This is a genomic window from Pseudomonas sp. S07E 245 (assembly GCF_019599025.1).
In the GTDB taxonomy this organism is placed as follows: Bacteria; Pseudomonadota; Gammaproteobacteria; order Pseudomonadales; family Pseudomonadaceae; genus Aquipseudomonas; species Aquipseudomonas shirazensis.
In genome coordinates this window covers 4,565,446-4,584,432 of sequence record NZ_CP080625.1, presented here as the reverse complement: position 1 = coordinate 4,584,432, position 18,987 = coordinate 4,565,446, and the positions used below count along the sequence as shown (strand labels likewise).

The following is an 18,987-nucleotide window of genomic DNA, read 5'->3' as shown; positions in this document are numbered from 1 at the left end:
GTTGACGCGCCGTTGATACCCGCAAAGGTTGGCAACCACGGCTCAGCCACGGATAATGCTCAGTTTTTCCACCTGCGCATCGAAGCGCTCCGCCGCGCTTGCGGTCGAAAAGAGATTCCGATGAAAGACACCATTCGCCAGCTGATCCAGCAAGCCCTCACCCAACTCGTCGCCGACGGTGTGCTGCCTGACGGCCTGACCCCGGCGATTCAGGTGGAAAACGCCCGCGACAAGACCCACGGTGACTTCGCCAGCAACATCGCCATGATGCTGGCCAAGCCAGCCGGGATGAAGCCGCGAGACCTCGCCGAAAAGCTCATCGCAGCACTGCCGACCAGCGCTGACATCAGCAAAGTCGAGATCGCCGGTCCGGGCTTCCTCAACTTCTTCCAGAACACCGCCGCCCTGGCCGAGCGCCTTGATGCTGCCCTGGCCGATAGCCAGCTTGGCGTGCGCAAGGCTGGTCCGGCCGAGAAGGTCGTGGTCGACCTGTCGGCGCCGAACCTGGCCAAGGAAATGCACGTCGGCCACCTGCGCTCGACCATCATCGGTGACAGCGTTGCGCGAGTGCTGGAGTTTCTCGGCGACACGGTGATCCGCCAGAACCACGTCGGCGACTGGGGCACCCAGTTCGGCATGCTGATGGCCTACCTGCAGGAAAATCCAATCACCAGCGACGAGCTGTCTGACCTGGAAAACTTCTACCGCGCCGCGAAGAAGCGCTTCGACGAATCCGAAGAATTCGCCACCCGCGCCCGTGGTCTGGTGGTCAAGCTGCAAGCCGGCGACCCCGACTGCCTGGCGTTGTGGACGCGCTTCAAGGACATCTCGCTGTCGCACTGCCAGAAGACCTACGAGCTGCTCAACGTCAAGCTGAGCATGGCCGACGTGATGGGCGAAAGCGCCTACAACGCTGATCTGGCCAACGTCATCAGCGACCTCAAGAGCAAAGGCCTGCTGGTCGAAAGCCAGGGTGCGCAGTGCGTGTTCCTCGAGGAATTCAAGACCGCCGATGGCGAGCCGCTGCCGGTGATCGTGCAAAAGGCCGATGGCGGCTACCTGTACGCCACTACCGACCTTGCCGCCGTGCGCTACCGCAGCAACGTGCTCAAGGCCGATCGCGCGCTGTACTTCGTCGACCAGCGTCAGGCACTGCACTTCAACCAGGTATTTGAAGTGGCCCGCCGCGCAGGCTTTGTCGGCCACCCGATGCAGATGGAACACATGGGCTTCGGCACCATGAACGGCGCCGATGGCCGCCCGTTCAAGACCCGTGATGGCGGCACCGTCAAGCTGATCGACCTGCTCAACGAGGCCAAGGACCGCGCCTATGCGCTGGTCAAGGAAAAGAACCCGAGCCTGGCCGAAGACGAACTGCGCCAGATCGCCGAAGTGGTCGGTATTGGCGCGGTGAAATACGCCGACCTGTCCAAGCACCGCACCAGCGATTACAGCTTCAACTTCGAACTGATGCTCAACTTCGAAGGCAACACCGCGCCGTACCTCCTGTACGCCTACACCCGGGTCGCGGGCGTGTTCCGCAAGCTGGGCAAGGGTTACGACCAGCTCGACGGCCAGATCGTGCTGCAGGCCCCACACGAGCAGGACCTGGCCGCACGCCTGGCGCAGTTCGGCGAAGTGCTCAACAGCGTCGCCGACAAAGGTACCCCGCACGTGCTGTGCAGCTACCTGTACGACATCGCCGGGTTGTTCTCCAGCTTCTACGAGAACTGCCCGATCCTCGCCGCCGAAACCGCTGAACAACAGCAGAGCCGCCTGCGCCTGGCCGCCCTGACCGGCCGCACGCTCAAGCAAGGCCTGGAGTTGCTCGGCCTGGAAACCCTGGAGCGCATGTAAGTTGGCTGCCAAGAAAAAACCTGCACCCAAGCGCGGCGCCAGCCGCCAACAGGCCCCTGCCAAACAGCCGATCCCGGGGTGGATCTGGCTGGCGGTCGGCCTGACGGTTGGCGCGTTCATTGTCTTCCTGATGAAGCTCGAGCCTGGCGGTGATGACATCAAGCGGGCCAAGCCGGAACAGCAAAAACCGGGCAGGACTGCCGAAGCAGCCAAGACCACCGCGGCCACGCCGCAGGTACCGGTCAAGCCAAAGTACGACTTCTACACCTTGCTGCCTGAATCGGAAGTGATCGTGCCGCCTGAGGCCGTGCCGGAGAAAACTCCGCCGGTACCGGCGCAACCGGTGACCCCGGCCGAGGCTGCGAAAATCGACACAGCGCGCGCGCAGGCAGCACTGCTCGGGCAGACTCCGCCGCCGCCACCGCCGGTGATCAAGCCAGCGGCAACCACGCAGTTCTTCCTCCAGGCCGGTTCGTTCCGCAAAGAGGCCGATGCTGACAAGGTGCGGGCGCAGATCATCCTGCTCGGCCAGGTGGTCAAGGTCGAGTCGGGCACGGTCAAGGAAGAGACCTGGTACCGGGTGCTGGTCGGCCCTTTCAGCAACCGTGAACAACTCACGGTTGCCCAGAAGCAGCTGGCCGGTGCCGGCTTCAGCAACCTTCTGCTGCAACAGCGACAGACCCGTCAGTAACTGAAAAGGCCTTGCCGCGAATCGCGCCAAGGCCTTTTTTTCAGCTCGTCATCGAGGCTGGAACGGATCAGTCAGACCCGGCCGCTGTTCACATCGGAAATCTGCCGGTTGAGCGTCCAGAAGTCGTAAAGGATGCCAAGCAGGAACAGGCCCCCGGTAAAGAAGTAGATGATCGCCGTGATCCATTTACCCATGTACAGCCGGTGCACGCCGAACAGCCCGAGGAAGGTCAGCAGTACCCACGCCAGGCTGTAGTTGACCCGACCCGACTGGAAGCGCATGTCTGCCTCGCGGTCCATCGCCGGGATCAGGAACAGGTCGATCAACCAGCCAATGCCCAGCAGGCCCAGAGTGAAGAACCAGATAGTCCCGGTAATCGGCTTGCCGTAGTAGAAACGGTGCGCGCCGAGGAAGCCGAAAATCCACAAAAGGTACCCCAGTACCTTGCTATGGGTGTCGTGATAAGGCGCCCCTTGTTGATAAGTATTCATTCCTAGCCCTCGTGGCTTAGCCAAAAATATTCTCAGAATAAATGTGACTTTTTCATGTGAAGCCGACGCATGGTTCCTTGCAGTCGACCAACGGATCATTTTTTGAGCAAAAAGCTGTTATAAAGTTGCGCGTCATCACCTAATCATCTTTCAAGAGCTTCATCTATGCCGCCTTTATTCAAGACATGGCTGACCCTCTGCCTCTTGTTACCCCTGGCAGCCCACGCCACCAATCGTGAGCAACGACTTCCCAACGGCTTCACTGGCTACACCACCAACGCCACCGTGAAGCATGCACCGGTCAAACATGCAGCAGCCAAATCGGCCAATCTGCGTGCCCGCCCAAGCAATGCTGCCAACGCCTTGCCGGCTGTGGCCATGTCCGCCAAGCAGAGCAGCAACGTGCTAAGCCGCGCGGTGAATGTGCTCGGCACCCCTTATCGCTGGGGCGGCAGCACGCCAGGCAAGGGCTTTGACTGCAGCGGGCTGGTGAAATATGCGTTCAACGACGTGGCAGATGTCGATTTACCGCGTACCTCCAATGCCATGGCCCAGGGTCACGGCGTCAAGGTTGCCAAGGGCGATCTGAAGCCAGGCGACCTGATCTTCTTCAACATCAAGAGCCGACGGGTCAATCATGTTGCCATTTACCTGGGCAACGACCGCTTCATCCATGCACCGCGTCGTGGCAAGTCGGTCAGCATCGACCAACTGAGCAAGCCGTACTGGCAGAAACACTACGTAGTCGCCAAGCGCGTCCTGCCGAAGGATCAACAGCTGAGCCTGGCCAAGCGCTGACAGGTGCACGCGCTGGCCTCGCAACGAGGCCAGTGCAGATGCTACCCCGTTTCGATCACGCCTTCAGCGCGCAACTGTTGCAAAGCTGCGTCCATGGTCTTCATCCCCGCCGCGCCTCCCGCCTGCATCAGTGAGTAGATCTGCGCCAACCGTCCCTCGCGGATCAGGTTGCGCACCGCCATGTTCGCCAGCAGAACTTCCCGCGCAGCAACCCGACCGGTACTGCGCCGTTTGACCAGCACCTGCGCCACGACCACGCGCAGCGAGTCGGCCAGCAGGGTACGCACCAGCGGTTTCTCGTCGGCGGCAAACACCTCCACCATACGGTCGATGCTGCTCACCGCCGAGCGCGTGTGCACGGTCGCCAGTACCAGATGCCCGGTCTGCGCCGCGCGCAGCGCCAGGCGGATCGACTCCAGATCACGCAGTTCACCCAGCACGATCACGTCAGGGTCCTGACGCAGGGCGCTGCGCAGGCCTTGGGCAAAGTCACTGCTGTGCTGGCCGACCTCACGCTGGGTGACCAGGCTGCGCTGGCTGCTGTGGATGACTTCGATCGGGTCTTCCAGGGTGATGATGTGTAACGAGCGCTCACGATTGAGCCAGTCGACCAGTGCGGCCAGGGTGCTCGACTTGCCGCTACCCGTTGCCCCGCCGATCAGCACCAGGCCATCGGTGCACTGGGCAACAGCTTGCAATACATCTTCCAGACCGAGCTCGGTGATGCTTGGCACATGGCTCGGGATCAAGCGCAGGCTGGCGGCCAGGCCGTTACGCTGGCGAAACAGGTTGAGGCGGCAGCGACAGCTCTGGTTCAGGGTCACTGCCAGATCCAGTTCGGCACCGGCCAGCCATTGCTGCATCTGGTGCTCAGCCAAAAGCGGCGCCAGCCCTTGCTGCAGTTGGCCGGCAGGCATCGGCGGCAGATCGAGTCGGCGCAGGTCGCCGTCCACGCGCAGCAGTGGTGGTTCGGCCTCGGCCAGATGCAGGTCGGATGCCCCCGCAGCAGCGGCCTGGGCCAGCAGGCCAGTCACGTCCATGAGACTCCCCAAAGGCTATCAAGCAGGTAGAATGGCGCAGATCACTGAGCCGCCGGCATTCTTCCATGTCCACCATAGCAGACCACCTCGGCGCCCTCGCCGCCCGTATCGACAGCGCAGCGCTCGCCTGTGGCCGCGACCCAGCCAGCATCAAGTTGCTGGCCGTGAGCAAGACCAAACCCGCCGCCGCCGTGCGTGAAGCCTACGCTGCCGGCGTGCGCGACGTGGGTGAAAACTACCTGCAGGAAGCCCTGGCCAAGCAAGATGAATTAACTGACCTGGCCTTGACCTGGCACTTCATCGGCCCCATTCAATCGAACAAGACCCGCGCGATTGCCGAGCATTTCGCCTGGGTGCATTCGGTAGACCGCTTGAAGATCGCCCAACGCCTGTCCGAACAACGCCCGACCGAGCTGGCGCCACTGAACATCTGCCTGCAGGTCAACGTCAGTGGCGAGGACAGCAAGTCTGGCTGTACCCCGGCTGAGCTGCCAGCATTGGCAGCAGCGGTGGCCACACTGCCGGGCCTACGTTTGCGTGGTTTGATGGCCATCCCCGAGCCGAGCGATGAGCGCGCGGTGCAGGAGGCTGCCTTTGCCCGACTGAGCGAGCTGCAGGCCAGCCTGAATCTTGGCCTGGATACCCTGTCGATGGGCATGAGCCACGACCTCGAGGCCGCCATCAGCCAAGGTGCGACCTGGGTACGTATTGGCACCGCCCTGTTCGGCGCGCGCGATTACGGGCAGGCTTGAATCCATGCTTTACTCACTTTTTTCTAAGGACCTGACATGAGCAAGACACGTATTGCCTTTATCGGCGCCGGCAACATGGCCGCCAGCCTGATTGGCGGCCTGCGTGCGCAGGGTCTGGACGCTGCGCAGATTCGCGCCAGCGACCCTGGCGCCGAGACCCGCAGCCGGGTTCGCGCCGAGCACGCAATCGAGGTGTTCGAAGACAACGCTCAAGCAATCGCCGACGCCGACGTGATCGTCCTGGCGGTCAAGCCGCAGGTCATGAAAAGCGTCTGCCAGAGCCTGCAGGCCAACCTGCAGGACGGCCAACTGATCGTCTCCATCGCCGCCGGGATCACCTGCGCCAGCCTGCAAGACTGGCTCGGCCCGCGCCCTGTGGTGCGCTGCATGCCCAACACCCCGGCCCTGTTGCGCCAAGGCGTCAGCGGCCTGTACGCCACCGAGCAGGTGTCTGCCGAGCAACGTCAGCAGGCCGAAGAACTGCTGTCGGCCGTAGGCACGGCGCTGTGGCTGGAGCACGAGCAGCAGCTGGACGCCGTAACGGCAGTCTCCGGCAGCGGCCCGGCGTACTTCTTCCTGCTGATCGAAGCAATGACCGCTGCCGGCGAAAAGCTCGGCCTGCCGCGCGAAACCGCTTCCCAGCTGACCCTGCAAACCGCCCTCGGCGCGGCGCACATGGCAGTCGCCAGTGATGTCGATGCCGCTGAGCTGCGCCGCCGGGTCACCTCGCCTGCCGGGACCACCGAGGCGGCGATCAAATCGTTCCAGGGCAATGCTTTCGAGGCCATCGTCGAACAGGCGCTGCAGGCCGCGGCAACGCGCTCCGCCGAGCTCGCCGAACAATTGGGCAAATAAGGAGCTGTTGATGAATGCACTGTCTGGCGCCGCTATTTTCGTGGTGCAAACCCTGGTCAGCCTGTATCTGGCGATCGTTCTGCTGCGCTTTGTGCTGCAACTGGTCAAGGCCGACTTCTACAACCCGCTGAGCCAGTTCGCGGTGCGCGCCACGCAACCGCTGCTCAAGCCTATCCGGCGCATCGTGCCGAGCATCTTCGGCCTGGATACCTCGTCGCTGCTGCTGGCGATCCTGATTCAGGCGCTGCTGATGGCCTTTGTGCTGATGATCACCTACGGCACCGCCGGTGACATCCTGCACCTGCTGATGTGGGCGATCATTGGCGTTACCTCGCTGTTCCTGAAGATCTTCTGGGTCGCGATGATCGTCATGGTCATCGTCTCCTGGGTTGCGCCCAACAGCCACAACCCGGCTGCCGAGCTCGCCTACCAGATCGCCGAGCCAGTGCTGGCGCCGTTCCGCCGCCTGATACCGAACCTGGGCGGCCTGGACATCTCGCCGATCTTTGCCTTCCTGGCGATCCAGGTGATCCAGTCGTTCGTGATGCCACCACTGGCAGCCTACGCCGGCATGCCGCAAGAGCTGTGGCGAATGATCTGACCCGTGCACCGCCAGCGGCAGCCTGTGCTTGCCGCTGGGGGTAGCGCTCTTTAGACTTACGCCTCCGTCAAGCGTGAGCAGGGTCGATGTCCACTGTCTTTCCCGAAGATTCCGTCGGTCTGATAACACCGCAGACTGCCCGGTTCGATGAACCGTTGGCGCTGGCCTGCGGCCGATCGCTGGCCAGCTACGAGCTGGTCTATGAAACCTATGGCACGCTCAACAGCAGCGCGAGCAATGCCGTGCTGATCTGCCACGCGCTGTCTGGCCATCACCATGCCGCCGGCTTTCACCGTGCCGACGAGCGCAAGCCCGGCTGGTGGGACAGCTGTATAGGCCCTGGCAAGCCGATCGACACCAACCGCTTCTTCGTGGTCAGCCTGAACAACCTTGGCGGCTGTAACGGCAGCACCGGCCCGAGCAGCGTCAACCCGCTGACCGGCAAGCCCTACGGCGCCGACTTCCCGGTGCTCACCGTGGAAGACTGGGTACATAGCCAGGTGCGCCTGGCCGACCGTCTCGGCATCAACCAGTGGGCCGCCGTGGTGGGTGGCAGTCTCGGTGGCATGCAGGCCCTGCAATGGACCATCACCTACCCTGACCGGGTCCGCCACTGCGTCGATATCGCCTCCGCGCCCAAACTGTCGGCGCAGAACATCGCCTTCAACGAAGTTGCCCGCCAGGCCATCCTCACCGACCCTGAGTTCCACGGTGGCTCGTTCCAGGACCAGGGCGTGATCCCCAAGCGCGGCCTGATGCTGGCGCGCATGGTCGGCCACATCACCTACCTGTCGGATGACTCGATGGGCGAGAAATTCGGCCGCGAACTCAAGAGCGACAAGCTCAACTACGACTTCCACAGCGTTGAGTTTCAGGTCGAAAGCTACCTGCGCTACCAAGGCGAAGAATTCTCCGGTCGCTTTGACGCCAACACCTACCTGTTGATGACCAAGGCGCTCGACTACTTCGATCCGGCCGCCACGCATGGCGGCGATCTGGCGGCAACCTTGAGCAACGTCACGGCAGACTACTGCGTGATCTCGTTCACTACCGACTGGCGCTTCTCGCCGGCCCGCTCGCGAGAAATCGTCGATGCGTTGATGGCCGCACGCAAGAACGTCTGCTATCTGGAAATCGACTCGCCGTACGGCCACGACGCCTTCCTGATACCAACGCCTCGCTACATGCTGGGTTTCTCGAACTACATGAACCGCATCGCCATCTGAGGACCGCATGAGAGCCGACCTGGAAATCATCCAAGACTGGATCCCCGCCGGCAGCCGGGTCCTCGACCTGGGCTGCGGCAACGGCGAGCTGCTGGCGTCGTTGCGCGACCTCAAGCAGGTCACCGGCTACGGCCTGGAGATCGATGCCGACAACATCGCCGCGTGCGTGGCCAAGGGCGTCAACGTCATCGAGCAGGACCTCGACAAGGGGCTGGGCAACTTTGCCAGCAACAGCTTTGACGTGGTGGTCATGACCCAGGCCCTGCAGGCGGTCGAATACCCCGACCGGATCCTCGCCGAAATGCTGCGGGTGGGCCGCGAGTGCATCATCACCTTCCCCAACTTCGGCCACTGGCGCTGCCGTTGGTACCTGGCCAGCAAGGGCCGCATGCCGGTTTCGGACTTCATGCCGTACACCTGGTACAACACGCCGAACATCCACTTCTGCACCTTTGCCGACTTCGAGCAGCTGTGCGTCGATCACCATGCCAAGGTCCTCGACCGGCTGGCCGTCGACCGCCTGCACCGCAATGGCATCGGCGGCCGGGTTTGGCCTAATCTGTTGGGAGAAATCGGCATCTATCGCCTCAGCAGCCCGAGCCTGAGCGAACACCAGATCGCCGTCTGACCCCGTACCGCTTGGAGGATTCGCCCGATGCGTCGACTCGCTGTATTACTGCTCGGCCTGTGCATGGCCCTACCGGTTCTGGCTGCCGATGCGGCCAAGGCCCAGCGCAAGGAAGTGTTCGGGGATGTCACCGTGCATTACAGCGCCTTCACTTCGAGCATGCTGCAGCCGGCGATTGCCACCGCCAATGGCCTGATCCGCAGCAAGAACCAGGGCGTGCTGACTGTGTCGGTGCTCAAGGGCGGCAAGCCGGACATGGCCATGGTCAGCGGCAGCGTCAAGGACCTCACCGGGCGCAGCAGCGCGCTTACGTTCCGCCAGGTCGGCGACCCTAGTGGCGTCAGCTACCTCGCCCAGTTCCCAATCGAGCAGGCGCAGACGCTGATCTTCGAACTCACGGTTGCCAGCGGCGGCGCCAGCCATTCTTTCAGCTTCAACCAGGAAGTGTTCCCAGGCGAATGATCAATCTTCAGCAACTCGTATTGGCCAGCCATAACGCTGGCAAGCTCAAAGAACTCCAGGCCATGCTTGGCGAGTCGGTGCACCTGCGTTCGATCGGCGAATTCAGCCAGGTCGAGCCGGAAGAAACCGGCCTGTCATTCGTCGAAAACGCCATTCTCAAGGCCCGCAACGCGGCGCGCATTTCCGGCTTGCCGGCACTGGCCGATGACTCGGGCCTGGCCGTGGACTTTCTCGGCGGCGCGCCGGGCATCTACTCGGCACGCTATGCCGATGGCAAGGGCGATGCCGCCAACAACGCTAAGCTGCTCGACGCGCTGAAAGACGTGCCGGATGAGCAACGTGGTGCGCAGTTCGTCTGTGTGCTGGCGTTGGTACGGCATGCCGATGACCCACTGCCGATCCTCTGTGAAGGCCTCTGGCACGGCAGCATCCTGCGTGCTGCCAGTGGCGAGCATGGCTTTGGCTACGATCCGCTGTTCTGGGTGCCCGAGCGCAACTGCTCGAGCGCAGAGCTCGCGCCGCTGGAGAAGAACCAGCTCAGCCACCGCGCCCGCGCCATGGCCCTGCTGCGTCAGCGTCTGGGCCTGGCATGACCGACAAGCCGTCGATCCAGCTGCTCCATCCGCGGGCCTCTGGCGCGCGCCTGGCATTGCCGGAGCTGCCCCCGCTGTCGCTGTACATCCATATCCCTTGGTGCGTGCGCAAGTGCCCCTACTGCGACTTCAACTCGCACCAGGCCGGCCCTGAGCTGCCTGAAGAAGCCTACGTCGACGCCTTGCTGGCAGACCTTGAACAAGAGCTGCCTGCCGTGCAGGGCCGCACCATCAGCACGATCTTCTTTGGCGGTGGCACGCCAAGCCTGTTCAGCGCCGCTGCGCTGGACCGCCTGCTGCGCGGGGTTGAACAGCGCATTGCGTTTGCCGCCGATATCGAGATAACCCTCGAGGCCAACCCGGGCACCTTCGAGCAGGACAAGTTCAAGGCTTACCGGCAGACCGGTATCAATCGCCTGTCGATCGGCGTGCAGAGCTTCCAACCGGCCAAGCTGGAGAAGCTTGGCCGCATTCATAACGGCGACGAGGCGATCCGCGCAGCCGACATGGCGCGCGCAGCAGGTTTTGACAACTTCAACATGGACCTGATGCACGGCCTGCCCGATCAGTCGCTGGAGGACGCCTTGGACGACCTGCAGCAGGCAATCGACCTGGGCCCGACGCACCTGTCCTGGTATCAGCTCACCGTCGAGCCGAACACGGTGTTCTGGAACCAGCCGCCCGAGCTGCCTGAAGACGACATCCTCTGGGATATCCAGGAAGCCGGGCAGTTGCTGCTGGCCAACAATGGTTTCCATCAGTACGAAGTGTCGGCCTATGCCCAGGCCGATCGCGCCGCACGGCACAACCTCAATTACTGGCGCTTCGGCGACTTCATCGGCATCGGCGCCGGCGCCCACGGCAAGCTGTCGTTCGCCGACGGGCGCATCCTGCGCACCTGGAAGACGCGTCTACCCAAGGACTACCTGAACCCGGCCAAGCCGTACAAGGCTGGGGAGAAGCTGCTGCCAGTGGATGAGCTGCCGTTCGAGTTTTTGATGAATGCGCTGCGCCTGACGGATGGGGTCGAGGCTGAGTTGTTCCACCGCCGCACCGGTCTGCCGCTGGCGCAGCTGGCCGAAGCCCGGCGCCTGGCCGAACAAAAGGGGCTTTTGCAGGTCGAACCGGATCGGCTGGCAGCAACACCGCGCGGCCAGTTGTTCCTCAATGACCTGCTGCAGTATTTCTTGACCTAAGGATGACCCATGGACCTGGTACTTGACCTGCTTGCGACCGTGTCGCGCTGGAGCCGCAGCAACCTGTCGGAGATCTCGCTGGCGTTGGTAGGCTGCCTGCTGGTGCTGTTCGGCACGGATATCAAGGGTTGGGTAGACCAGCGCCTGGGCGGCCTGGCCGGCGCGTTGCGCATACCATTCATGGCCTTGCTGGTGATGGTGGGCAGCGGTGCGGCGTTGATCTATGCCACGCCGTGGGTTAACAAGGGGCTCAGCCAGTTCAACAACTACGCACTGGCGCCGGTACTGCTGGTGGTGCTGGTGTTGATCGGTGTGGTGGCTGATCGTCGTGGTTGACGTGTAGACCGTGTGTTGGGGCGCTTTGCGCCCCTTTCGCGACACAAGGCCGCTCCTACAGGGGCGCGCAATGTCCAGAGCACGCGGTCGATGTAGGAGCGGCCTCGTGTCGCGAAAGGGGCGCGCAGCGCCCCCAATCCAGCCGACGCCGGTATCAGTCAACCTTCTCGAACTTCAAATCCCAGACGCCATGCCCAAGTCGTTCGCCACGGCGTTCGAACTTGGTGATCGGCCGCTCTGTGGGGCGCGGTACATAGGTGCCATCCTCGGCCTGGTTGCGATAGCCCGGCGCGGCGCTCATCACTTCTAGCATGTACTCGGCATACGGTTCCCAGTCGGTGGCCATATGGAAAACGCCACCCGGCTTGAGCTTGCTGCGCACCAGTTCGGCGAACTCCAGCTGGACGATGCGGCGCTTGTGGTGACGAGCCTTGTGCCAGGGGTCCGGGAAGAACAGCATCAAGCGATCAAGGCTGTTATCCGCGACACAGCGGTTGAGCACTTCGATCGCATCGCAGTCGTACACCCGCAGGTTCTGCAGCCCCTGGGTCAGCACGCCATTGAGCAGCGCGCCAACACCCGGGCGGTGCACTTCGACGCCGATGAAGTCCTGCTCTGGTGCGGCAGCAGCCATTTCCAGCAGCGAGTGCCCCATGCCGAAGCCGATTTCCAGGGTACGCGGCGCCGAGCGGCCGAATACCTGGTCGTAATCGACCGGGCTGTCGGCCAGCGGCAGCACGAACAGGGGCGCGCCCTGATCAAGACCACGTTGCTGGCCTTCGGTCATGCGCCCAGCGCGCATCACGAAACTCTTGATGCGGCGGTGCGGGCGCTCTTCGCCGTCAGCGGGGATCGGCGTATCTTGCGATTCAGTCATCAGAAACTCTTACTTGATCAGACCATCCAGCGGCGACGAGGCGCTGGCATACAGTTTTTTCGGCATACGCCCGGCCAGATAAGCCAGACGACCCGCATTGATAGCGTATTTCATGGCTTCGGCCATCAGCACCGGTTGCTGGGCGTGGGCGATGGCCGAGTTCATCAGCACCGCCTCGCAGCCCATTTCCATGGCGATGGTGGCATCGGAAGCGGTACCGACGCCGGCATCGACCAGCACCGGCACCTTGGATTCTTCAAGGATGATCTGCAGGTTGTACGGGTTGCAAATGCCCAGGCCGGTACCGATCAGGCCCGCCAGCGGCATCACCGCGATGCAGCCGATCTCTGCCAGCTGACGCGCGATGATTGGGTCATCACTGGTGTAGACCATCACGTCGAAACCTTCCTTGACCAGCACTTCGGCGGCCTTGAGGGTTTCGATCACATTGGGGAACAGGGTCTTCTGGTCGGCGAGCACTTCCAGCTTGACCAAGTTGTGGCCATCGAGCAGCTCACGGGCCAGGCGGCAGGTACGCACGGCTTCGATTGCGTCGTAGCAGCCAGCGGTGTTGGGCAGGATGGTGTAGCGGTCGGGTGGCAGCACGTCGAGCAGGTTCGGCTCGCCCGGGATCTGGCCCAGGTTGGTGCGGCGCACGGCGACTGTGACGATCTCGGCACCCGAGGCTTCGATGGCCAGGCGGGTTTCTTCCATGTCACGGTACTTGCCGGTGCCAACCAGCAGGCGCGACTGGAACGTGCGCCCGGCCAGGATGAAGGGCTTGTCGCTACGAACATTGCTCATCGTTGTTCCTCTGGAAAGGTTGCGGGACTTGCAGGTGAACGTCAGGCGACTAGCCGCCGCCGATGGCGTGCACCACTTCGAGCTGATCACCTTCGTTTAGCAGCGTGCTGTCGTGCTGGCTGCGCGGCACGATATCGAGGTTGAGCTCGACAGCCACCCGGCGCCCAGTCAGCTCCAGCCGCGCGAGCAAGCCGGCAACGTTCTCACCGGCAGGCACTTCGTAGGGTTCACCGTTCAATTGAATGCGCATGCACACGGCCACCGTTGTTCTTTGGGGCCCGCATTCTAGCCCCGATCAACCCCTGAACCCAAGGGCGACAGCCGCCATTAGTCGCGATTGTGGACCAGCCGGTCAGCCCAGCCGCCACGCCGCCAGGCCCAGGCACAGCCAGCCGGCAAGGAAGCACAGGCCGCCGATGGGGGTGATCATGCCCAGCTTGCTCACGCCGGTCAGGGTCAGCAGGTAAAGGCTACCGGAGAACAGCACGATGCCCACGGCGAACAGACAACCGGCCCAGCCGACCAGCCGTCCTGGCAGATGCGCAGCCAGCAGGGCAACGCCAAACAGCGCCAGGGCATGCACCAGCTGATAAGTCACACCGGTATGAAAGATCGCCAGGTAGTCGGCAGTCAGGCGGTTTTTCAGGCCGTGCGCGGCAAACGCACCGAGGGCGACACCGGTGAAGGCAAAAAACGCGGCCAGCATGAGGAAGCTTCGAAGCATGGGGAGGACTCCTCGAGAGGGGTCTGTATAATGGCCGGTTCCATCGGTCCGGCCAAGCCATCGCCATGCTGTCATCCCTGATCCGTCGCTGCGTACGCGCCCTGCTCTGGTTTGCCGCCGGCAGTATCGTGCTGGTTCTGGTCCTGCGCTGGGTGCCGCCACCGGGCACCGCGCTGATGGTCGAGCGCAAGGTGCAGTCGTGGTTCAGTGGCGAGCCGATCGACCTGCAGCGTGACTGGCAGCCGTGGCAGGGCATATCCGATGACCTCAAGGTTGCGGTGATTGCCGGTGAAGACCAGAAATTTGCCAGCCACTGGGGTTTTGACATCCCGGCGATTCAGGCAGCGTTTGCCCATAACGAGCGCGGCGGCAACATTCGCGGAGCGAGCACCTTGACCCAGCAGGTAGCCAAGAACCTGTTCCTGTGGTCGGGCCGCAGCTGGTTTCGCAAAGGCCTGGAAGCCTGGTTCACGGCGTTGATCGAGCTGTTCTGGTCCAAAGATCGGATCCTTGAGGTGTACCTGAACAGCGTCGAATGGGGCCCTGGGGTATTTGGCGCCCAGGCCGCAGCTCGTTACCACTTTGGCGTCGATGCCAGCCGTCTGACGCGCCAGCAGGCCGCGCAACTGGCTGCAGTGCTGCCCAGCCCGCTGAAGTGGAACGCCGGCCGGCCGAGCACCTATGTTGCCAGCCGCGCAGGCTGGATTCGCCGGCAGATGAGCCAGCTGGGCGGCGCCGACTACCTGCAGCAGCTTGAGGCAGGCCGCAGCCAGTGAATTAGCCGCTGGCGTTCAGCAGCGACAAAAAAACCGCCTGCCCCATCAGGGCCAGGCGGTTTTTCATTGCTGCGACGATCAGGCTGCGATCAGTGCCTTGACCTTGTTCATCGCATTCTTCTCGAGCTGGCGAATACGCTCAGCCGATACGCTGTACTTCTCGGCCAGCTCATGCAATGTGGCCTTCTCTTCAGCCAGCCAGCGCTGATAGAGAATGTCGCGGCTGCGATCATCCAGCCCGCTCAGGGCCTGGTGCAGATTGCTGGTGGAGTTATCGCTCCAGTCAGCGTCCTCGAGCTGCATCGCCGGATCGTAGCGGTGATCTTCAAGGTAATGCGCCGGCGATTGGAACGCGCTGTCGTCGTCCGCTTCAGCAGCAGGATCGAAGGCCATGTCATGGCCGCTCAGGCGGCTTTCCATCTCGCGCACTTCACGCGGCTCGACGCCCAGGCTTTCGGCGACACGATGCACTTCATCGTTGTTCAGCCAGGCCAGACGCTTCTTCTGGCTGCGCAGGTTGAAGAACAGCTTGCGCTGGGCCTTGGTGGTCGCGACCTTGACGATGCGCCAGTTGCGCAGGATGAACTCATGGATCTCGGCCTTGATCCAGTGCACCGCGAAGGACACCAGACGTACGCCCATTTCCGGGTTGAAGCGTTTGACAGCCTTCATCAGGCCGACGTTACCTTCCTGGATCAGGTCAGCTTGCGCCAGCCCATACCCTGCATAGCTGCGTGCGATGTGCACGACGAAGCGCAGGTGGGCCATAACCATTTGCCGAGCAGCCTCAACATCCTGCTCGTAAAAAAGACGTTCGCCCAGTTCACGCTCCTGCTCGGGCGTCAGCAGGGGAATGCTGTTCACCGTATGTACGTAGGCTTCCAGGTTTGCACCGGGGACCAACGCATAGGCAGGTTGCAACGAAGTGGTCATTCAAGAACCTCCGACTCACTGGATTCGTGCCTTGTGAGCACTGCCATAAATGACCGGAAACTGTCGTGCAAGTTCCCGTTTACGTCAATGATGGCGCAAAAACATTATCGTGGGGCCAGCTCATTCAAGTGGCGAGCCACCGCAATCCATGCACCGATATACCCTAACAACACCGCACCAATCAAGAGCGACAGACCGTCGGCAGCCGGCACACCGGCCAGCGCAAAGTCACTGCCATACAGCCCGGACAAGCCGATTACCGCGTCGTTGAGCCAGTTCAGGCCAAACGCCAGAATCGCCCAGGCCAGCAGCCCGGCGCCCAGCCCATACAGCGCGCCCATATACAGAAACGGCCGGCGTACGTAGCTGTCGGTACCACCGACCAGCTTGATCACTTCGATCTCGACGCGGCGGTTCTCGATATGTAGACGAATTGTGTTACCGATTACTAACAACAAAGCTGAAACCAGCATCACGGCCAGGCCAAAGACGAAACGATCGCCCAGCTTGAGGATCGCCGCCAACCGCTCGACCCAGACCAGATCCAGCTGCGCCACATCCACCCGTGGAAGCTCAGCCAGGCGCTGGCGCAAGGCTTCCAGGGCCGGCTTGTCGACTTCGGTCGGGGTCACTACGACCACCCCGGGCAAGGGGTTGTCCGGCAACTCGCGCAGCGCCTGGCCGAGGCCCGACTGCTGCTGGAACTCTTCCAGAGCCTCTTCGCGGCTGACGAACTGGGCATCTGCTACGCCAGGCATGCCTTTGATTTCATCTCGCAGCGCTTCGCCTTCCCTGCTGCCCGCATCGAGCTTGAGGTACAGCGAAATCTGCGCAGCGCGCTGCCAGGAGCCGCCCAGCTGCTCGACGTTCTTCAGCAACAGCGACAGGCCCATGGGCATGCTCAGGGCCACGGCCATCACCAGGCAGGTGAAGAAGCTGCCGATCGGCTGCTTGGCCAACCGGCGCAGGCTGTCGAGCAGGCTGGCGCGGTGGCTTTCCAGCCAGGCGTGGAACAGGGTGCGGAAGTCCGGGCCGTCGTCGTCGCTGCCGCCGCGTTTCTTGCTTGGTTGCGGATCAGCGGGCTTGGGCGCAACGCGCTCGGAAACCTTGGGGGTGCGGGTAGTACTCATTGGCCAGCCTCGCCATCGCCGATCAGTCGGCCGCGTTGCAGGGTCAGCATGCGGTGGCGCATGCGGGCGATCAGTGCCAGGTCGTGACTGGCAATCAGAACGGTGGTGCCGAGGCGATTGATGTCCTCGAACACGCCCATGATCTCGGCCGCCAGGCGCGGGTCGAGGTTGCCAGTAGGTTCGTCAGCCAGCAGCAAAGCCGGCTGGTGAACGATGGCACGGGCAATACCGACGCGTTGTTGCTGGCCGGTGGACAGGTCCGCCGGGAACAAATCGCCCTTGTCGCTCAGTGCCACGCGCTCCAGCGCCGAATCAACGCGCTTGGCGATTTCCGGCTTGGACAGCCCGAGAATCTGCAACGGCAAGGCGATGTTGTTGAACACGGTGCGGTCGAACAGCAGCTGGTGATTCTGGAACACCACGCCGATCTGCCGGCGCAGAAACGGGATCTGCGCGTTGCTGATCTGGCCGAGGTCTTGCCCCGCCAGCAGCAGCTTGCCGCTGGTCGGGCGCTCCATGGCCAGCAACAGACGCAGCAAGGTGCTCTTGCCGGCGCCGGAGTGGCCGGTAACGAACAGGAACTCGCCGCGACGGGCGCGGAAACTCAGCTCATGCAGGCCGACGTGGCCGTTGGGGTAGCGCTTGGCGACCTGTTCGAATCGAATCATGAAGGCTCCCGCTCATTGAACAGGGCTTTGACGAACGGCTCGGCCTCGAAGGTGCGCAGGTCATCGATGCCTTCACCCACACCGATAAAACGGATCGGCAGTTTGAACTGCTTGGCCAGGGCGAAGATCACCCCGCCTTTGGCGGTGCCGTCCAGCTTGGTCAGTGCCAGGCCGGTCAGCTCGACGCTCTGGTGGAAGTACTTGGCCTGGCTGATGGCGTTCTGGCCGGTGCCTGCATCCAGCACCAGCAGCACTTCGTGGGGTGCGTCGGCATCCAGCTTGGCGATGACCCGACGGACCTTCTTCAGCTCTTCCATCAGGTTGTCTTTGGTGTGCAGGCGGCCAGCAGTGTCGGCGATCAGCACATCGGCGCCACGAGCCTTGGCGGCCTGTACGGCATCGAAGATCACCGAAGCCGAGTCGGCGCCGGTGTGCTGGGCGATGACCGGGATCTGGTTACGCTCACCCCAGACCTGCAACTGCTCGACCGCAGCGGCGCGGAAGGTGTCGCCGGCAGCCAGCATGACCTTCTTGCCATCGAGCTGGAGCTTCTTGGCCAGCTTGCCGATAGTGGTGGTTTTGCCAGCGCCGTTCACGCCAACCACGAGGATCACGTAGGGTTTGTGCTGGGTGTCGATGTGCAAGGGCTGCTCGACTGGGCGCAGCAGCGCGGTCAGCTCGTCCTGCAGCGACTTGTACAGCGCGTCGGCGTCGGCCAGCTGCTTGCGCGCAACCTTCTGCGTCAGGTTCTGCACGATCACCGACGTGGCTTCGACGCCGACGTCGGCGGTCAGCAAGCGGGTTTCGATTTCTTCGAGCAGATCATCGTCGATGATTTTCTTGCCCAGGAACAGGCTGGCCATGCCTTCGCCGATGCTGGCGCTGGTCTTGGACAGGCCTTGCTTGAGGCGGGCGAAGAACCCGGCCTTGGCAGGTTCGCTGGCAACGGCAGGGGCTGCGGCCGGCTCGACGACGGCAGGCAGAACGGCGGCGGCGACAACAACCGGCTCAGGTTCGACGACTGGCGCGACAGCAACTACCGGAGCTTGTGGCTCTGGTTCTGGCGTTGGCTCGAGTACAGGAGCCTGAGCAACCAATTCAGGCTCGGCAACCACTTCAACCGCAACCGGCTCGACCAGCGGCCGCACAGGAATGACCGGTGGCGCAACTGGCTCAAGGTCCGGCACCAGCGCAACCGGCTCCTCGGCCACCGGCAGCACCAGATTGCTGACCGGCGGTGCAGTTTCAGCCACGGGCGCTGGCGCAAGCGGCTCACGTTCAGGTTCAGGCGCAGCCTCGACAACCGGCTGCGGCGCAATCACCGGCGCCGCTTCAAGCAGCACAGGCTCAGGCTCGGCCAGCGCCGCCGGCGCAACCGGAGCAGCCTGCTCGACGGGTGCAACAGGCTCTGCAACCTGGGTTTCAGGGGTTTGCGGCTGTTCGGCGACAGCTTGCTGTGGTTTCTTGCGGAACCAGCCGAACAGGCCTTTTTTCTCACCAGCCTCGGCCGGCGCTTTCTTGTCGTCGTTGGAACCAAACATGGAGGACG

At 62.8% G+C, this 18,987-nt stretch carries 22 protein-coding genes and 1 pseudogene; 13 read left to right on the top strand and 10 right to left on the bottom strand.

All coding sequences use genetic code 11. The features are described from left to right. The first annotated feature begins 120 nt into the window (after positions 1 to 120). Positions 121 to 1,857, top strand: coding sequence for an arginine--tRNA ligase (gene argS, locus K3F44_RS21160; RefSeq protein WP_101315495.1), 1,737 nt, complete (start codon positions 121 to 123; stop codon positions 1,855 to 1,857). A 1-nt stretch (position 1,858) separates the two neighbouring features. Beyond that, positions 1,859 to 2,548: an SPOR domain-containing protein gene (locus K3F44_RS21155; RefSeq protein ID WP_101315493.1), complete on the top strand. Its 690-nt coding sequence runs from the start codon at positions 1,859 to 1,861 to the stop codon at positions 2,546 to 2,548. Positions 2,549 to 2,619: 71 nt separating this feature from the next. Here the strand turns inward: K3F44_RS21155 and K3F44_RS21150 are convergent, their stop codons facing one another. Continuing rightward, the gene (locus K3F44_RS21150; RefSeq protein WP_101315491.1) at positions 2,620 to 3,039 is read right to left on the bottom strand and encodes a TM2 domain-containing protein; all 420 of its coding nucleotides are present in this window, start codon (positions 3,037 to 3,039) and stop codon (positions 2,620 to 2,622) included. 165 nt (positions 3,040 to 3,204) lie between these two features. On the opposite strand from K3F44_RS21150, the gene K3F44_RS21145 reads away from it, so the two are divergent. Next, positions 3,205 to 3,837 (top strand): C40 family peptidase, encoded by a 633-nt coding sequence (locus K3F44_RS21145; RefSeq protein WP_103435688.1) that lies wholly within the window; start codon positions 3,205 to 3,207, stop codon positions 3,835 to 3,837. Between the two features lie 41 nt (positions 3,838 to 3,878). Here the strand turns inward: K3F44_RS21145 and K3F44_RS21140 are convergent, their stop codons facing one another. Next, positions 3,879 to 4,877 (bottom strand): type IV pilus twitching motility protein PilT, encoded by a 999-nt coding sequence (locus K3F44_RS21140; RefSeq protein WP_220632909.1) that lies wholly within the window; start codon positions 4,875 to 4,877, stop codon positions 3,879 to 3,881. 65 nt (positions 4,878 to 4,942) lie between these two features. On the opposite strand from K3F44_RS21140, the gene K3F44_RS21135 reads away from it, so the two are divergent. From K3F44_RS21135 to K3F44_RS21095, 9 genes are all read left to right on the top strand, one after another. Beyond that, positions 4,943 to 5,629, top strand: a complete 687-nt coding sequence (locus tag K3F44_RS21135; protein WP_220632908.1) for a YggS family pyridoxal phosphate-dependent enzyme — start codon at positions 4,943 to 4,945, stop codon at positions 5,627 to 5,629. A 36-nt stretch (positions 5,630 to 5,665) separates the two neighbouring features. Beyond that, positions 5,666 to 6,484 carry a pyrroline-5-carboxylate reductase gene (gene proC / locus K3F44_RS21130; RefSeq protein WP_101315483.1) on the top strand — a complete coding sequence of 273 codons (819 nt, stop codon included), beginning with the start codon at positions 5,666 to 5,668 and terminating at the stop codon, positions 6,482 to 6,484. 10 nt (positions 6,485 to 6,494) lie between these two features. Continuing rightward, a complete protein-coding gene (locus K3F44_RS21125) occupies positions 6,495 to 7,085 on the top strand; it encodes a YggT family protein (RefSeq protein ID WP_101315481.1) in 591 nt (196 codons plus the stop codon). An 86-nt stretch (positions 7,086 to 7,171) separates the two neighbouring features. Beyond that, positions 7,172 to 8,311, top strand: a complete 1,140-nt coding sequence (locus K3F44_RS21120; RefSeq protein ID WP_220632907.1) for a homoserine O-acetyltransferase — start codon at positions 7,172 to 7,174, stop codon at positions 8,309 to 8,311. 7 nt (positions 8,312 to 8,318) lie between these two features. Then, a complete protein-coding gene (metW, locus tag K3F44_RS21115) occupies positions 8,319 to 8,939 on the top strand; it encodes a methionine biosynthesis protein MetW (protein ID WP_101315477.1) in 621 nt (206 codons plus the stop codon). Between the two features lie 27 nt (positions 8,940 to 8,966). Next, a complete protein-coding gene (locus K3F44_RS21110; protein ID WP_150570380.1) occupies positions 8,967 to 9,401 on the top strand; it encodes a DUF4426 domain-containing protein in 435 nt (144 codons plus the stop codon). Next, positions 9,398 to 9,994: an RdgB/HAM1 family non-canonical purine NTP pyrophosphatase gene (rdgB, locus tag K3F44_RS21105; protein ID WP_101315473.1), complete on the top strand. Its 597-nt coding sequence runs from the start codon at positions 9,398 to 9,400 to the stop codon at positions 9,992 to 9,994. Before K3F44_RS21110 ends, rdgB begins: the two co-directional genes overlap by 4 nt. Further along, positions 9,991 to 11,190: a radical SAM family heme chaperone HemW gene (gene hemW, locus K3F44_RS21100; RefSeq protein ID WP_259407006.1), complete on the top strand. Its 1,200-nt coding sequence runs from the start codon at positions 9,991 to 9,993 to the stop codon at positions 11,188 to 11,190. Before rdgB ends, hemW begins: the two co-directional genes overlap by 4 nt. A 9-nt stretch (positions 11,191 to 11,199) precedes the next feature. Continuing rightward, positions 11,200 to 11,526 carry a DUF3392 family protein gene (locus K3F44_RS21095; RefSeq protein WP_220632906.1) on the top strand — a complete coding sequence of 109 codons (327 nt, stop codon included), beginning with the start codon at positions 11,200 to 11,202 and terminating at the stop codon, positions 11,524 to 11,526. A 154-nt stretch (positions 11,527 to 11,680) separates the two neighbouring features. Here the strand turns inward: K3F44_RS21095 and trmB are convergent, their stop codons facing one another. From trmB to K3F44_RS21075, 4 genes are all read right to left on the bottom strand, one after another. Beyond that, positions 11,681 to 12,403, bottom strand: coding sequence for a tRNA (guanosine(46)-N7)-methyltransferase TrmB (gene trmB, locus K3F44_RS21090; protein ID WP_101315467.1), 723 nt, complete (start codon positions 12,401 to 12,403; stop codon positions 11,681 to 11,683). 9 nt (positions 12,404 to 12,412) lie between these two features. Beyond that, positions 12,413 to 13,207 carry a thiazole synthase gene (locus tag K3F44_RS21085; RefSeq protein ID WP_101315465.1) on the bottom strand — a complete coding sequence of 265 codons (795 nt, stop codon included), beginning with the start codon at positions 13,205 to 13,207 and terminating at the stop codon, positions 12,413 to 12,415. A gap of 49 nt (positions 13,208 to 13,256) precedes the next feature. Then, complete coding sequence (thiS, locus tag K3F44_RS21080) at positions 13,257 to 13,457, bottom strand: sulfur carrier protein ThiS (protein ID WP_181088344.1); 201 nt, start codon at positions 13,455 to 13,457, stop codon at positions 13,257 to 13,259. 102 nt (positions 13,458 to 13,559) lie between these two features. Further along, a complete protein-coding gene (locus K3F44_RS21075; protein ID WP_101315461.1) occupies positions 13,560 to 13,931 on the bottom strand; it encodes a DUF423 domain-containing protein in 372 nt (123 codons plus the stop codon). Positions 13,932 to 13,961: 30 nt separating this feature from the next. Here K3F44_RS21075 and mtgA point away from each other — a divergent pair. Beyond that, positions 13,962 to 14,707 (top strand): annotated as a pseudogene (gene mtgA, locus K3F44_RS21070) (monofunctional biosynthetic peptidoglycan transglycosylase). Between the two features lie 78 nt (positions 14,708 to 14,785). Here mtgA and rpoH read toward each other — a convergent pair. The 4 genes from rpoH to ftsY form a co-directional block, all read right to left on the bottom strand. After that, positions 14,786 to 15,640, bottom strand: a complete 855-nt coding sequence (rpoH, locus tag K3F44_RS21065) for an RNA polymerase sigma factor RpoH (RefSeq protein ID WP_101315457.1) — start codon at positions 15,638 to 15,640, stop codon at positions 14,786 to 14,788. A 104-nt stretch (positions 15,641 to 15,744) separates the two neighbouring features. Further along, positions 15,745 to 16,770, bottom strand: coding sequence for a permease-like cell division protein FtsX (gene ftsX, locus K3F44_RS21060; RefSeq protein ID WP_103435675.1), 1,026 nt, complete (start codon positions 16,768 to 16,770; stop codon positions 15,745 to 15,747). Further along, positions 16,767 to 17,438, bottom strand: a complete 672-nt coding sequence (gene ftsE / locus K3F44_RS21055; protein ID WP_101315453.1) for a cell division ATP-binding protein FtsE — start codon at positions 17,436 to 17,438, stop codon at positions 16,767 to 16,769. The genes ftsX and ftsE overlap by 4 nt, the downstream gene beginning before the upstream one ends. Then, a complete protein-coding gene (gene ftsY, locus K3F44_RS21050; protein ID WP_220632904.1) occupies positions 17,435 to 18,979 on the bottom strand; it encodes a signal recognition particle-docking protein FtsY in 1,545 nt (514 codons plus the stop codon). The genes ftsE and ftsY overlap by 4 nt, the downstream gene beginning before the upstream one ends. Positions 18,980 to 18,987 lie beyond the last annotated feature (8 nt).